The 2500-nt window shown below is 57.7% G+C and carries 1 rRNA gene (cut by a window edge); it reads left to right on the top strand.

Annotation, left to right across the window (positions count from 1 at the left end):
- Positions 1-2500, top strand: a 23S ribosomal RNA gene (locus H0B56_RS22535); its annotated part reaches 319 nt to the left of the window's first position; the annotation flags it as partial.

Genomic DNA, 2500 nt, shown 5'->3' with positions numbered 1-2500 from the left:
TGGGAGCCTGTTGGAGGGATCTGCCAGTCCTTCGGATGTGTGCTGGTGGTTAGCGGAAGCGCTTGGGATGGCGCGCCGGAGTGGGTGAGAGTCCCGTACGTGAAAGCCATTGGTGTGTGTCTGTGCAGGTTGTCCCGAGTAGCAGCGAGCCCGTGGAATTTGCTGTGAATCGGCCAGGACCACCTGGTAAGCCTAAATACGTCCCAGTGACCGATAGCGGATGAGTACCGTGAGGGAATGGTGAAAAGTACCCCGGGAGGGGAGTGAAAGAGTACCTGAAACCATGTGCTTACAAGCCGTCAGAGCCTGCGGGTGATGGCGTGCCTTTTGAAGAATGAGCCTGCGAGTTAGTGCTGCGTGGCAAGGTTAACCCGTGTGGGGTAGCCATAGCGAAAGCGAGTCTGAAGAGGGCGTGTGTGAGTCGCGTGGTCTAGACCCGAAACGGGGTGATCTACCCATGGCCAGGGTGAAGCGCCGGTAAGACGGCGTGGAGGCCCGAACCCACTTAGGTTGAAAACTGAGGGGATGAGCTGTGGGTAGGGGTGAAAGGCCAATCAAACCCTGTGATAGCTGGTTCTCCCCGAAATGCATTTAGGTGCAGCGTCGCATGGTTCACATCTGGGGTAGAGCTACTGGATGGCTGAGGGGCCTTACCGGGTTACCGATGTCAACTAAACTCCGAATACGGGTGTGTGTAGTGCGGCAGTGAGACGGTGGGGGAGAAGCTTCATCGTCGAGAGGGAAACAGCCCAGAACGCCAGCTAAGGCCCCTAAGTGTGTGCTGAGTGGAAAAGGATGTGGGATTGCTCAGACAACCAGGAGGTTGGCTTAGAAGCAGCCATCCTTGAAAGAGTGCGTAATAGCTCACTGGTCAAGTGATCCTGCGCCGATAATGTAGCGGGGCTAAGCACACCGCCGAAGCTGTGTCACCCATGCGTGAACATCGGTATCCGCCTGCGGGTGGGTATCCAGTGGTATGGGTGGGTAGGGGAGCGTCGATCACCTGGTGAAGCCGTGGCGTGAGCTAGCGGTGGAGGGTGGTGGAGTGAGAATGCAGGCATGAGTAGCGAAAGCAGAGTGAGAATCTCTGCCGCCGGATGACCAAGGGTTCCTGGGCCAGGCTGTTCCGCCCAGGGTTAGTCGGGACCTAAGGCGAGGCCGACAGGCGTAGTCGATGGATAACGGGTTGATATTCCCGTACCCGCGTGTGCGCGTCCCTGGTGAGGCGGGGGATACTAACCACCCGAACCTCGGTGCTGGTCTTCGGACCGGTATGCGGGGGGAGCGTGGGACCTGATCCTGTAGTAGCCAAGCGATGGGGTGACGCAGAAAGGTAGCTCCGCCAGCGGATGGAAGTGCTGGTGTAAGCGTGTAGGAGGAGGCATAGGCAAATCCGTGCCTCGTTACAGCTCTGAGACGTGACGCGTAGCCGTATGAGGCGAAGTGAGTGATCCTCTGCTGCCGAGAAAAGCCTCTAGCGAGCGCACGGGCGGCCCGTACCCCAAACCAACACAGGTGGTCAGGTAGAGAATACCAAGGCGAGCGGGTGAACTGTGGTTAAGGAACTCGGCAAAATGCCCCCGTAACTTCGGGAGAAGGGGGGCCAAAACACGTGGAGCCCCGCGCGGGCCGAGCGTGGGTTGGCCGCAGAGACCAGCGGAGAGCGACTGTTTACTAAAAACACAGGTCCATGCGAAGAAGCAATTCGATGTATATGGACTGACGCCTGCCCGGTGCTGGAACGTTAAGAGGACCCGTTAGCTCCCTCGTGGGGCGAAGCGGAGAATTTAAGCGCCAGTAAACGGCGGTGGTAACTATAACCATCCTAAGGTAGCGAAATTCCTTGTCGGGTAAGTTCCGACCTGCACGAATGGCGTAACGACTCTCCGGCTGTCTCAACCACAGGCCCGGCGAAATTGCACTACGAGTAAAGATGCTCGTTACGCGCGGCAGGACGGAAAGACCCCGGGACCTTTACTACAGCTTGGTATTGGTTTTCGGTTCGGCTTGTGTAGGATAGGTGGGAGACTAGGATATCTCGACGCCAGTCGGGGTGGAGTCATCGTTGAAATACCACTCTGGTCGAATGGAGAATCTCAACCTCGGACCATGATCTGGTTCAGGGACAGTGCCTGGTGGGTAGTTTAACTGGGGCGGTTGCCTCCCAAAGAGTAACGGAGGCGCCCAAAGGTTCCCTCAGCCTGGTTGGAAATCAGGTATCGAGTGCAAGTGCACAAGGGAGCTTGACTGTGAGACCGACGGGTCGAGCAGGAGCGAAAGCTGGGACTAGTGATCCGGCACCACCTGGTGGAAGGGGTGTCGCTCAACGGATAAAAGGTACCCCGGGGATAACAGGCTTATCTTGCCCAAGAGTCCATATCGACGGCATGGTTTGGCACCTCGATGTCGGCTCGTCGCATCCTGGGGCCGGAGTTGGTCCCAAGGGTTGGGCTGTTCGCCCATTAAAGCGGCACGCGAGCTGGGTTTAGAACGTCGTGAG

This window comes from Haloechinothrix aidingensis (assembly GCF_013450155.1).
GTDB classification, from domain to species: Bacteria; Actinomycetota; Actinomycetes; order Mycobacteriales; family Pseudonocardiaceae; genus Haloechinothrix; species Haloechinothrix aidingensis.
This window is presented reverse-complemented; position numbering and strand designations above follow the sequence as displayed.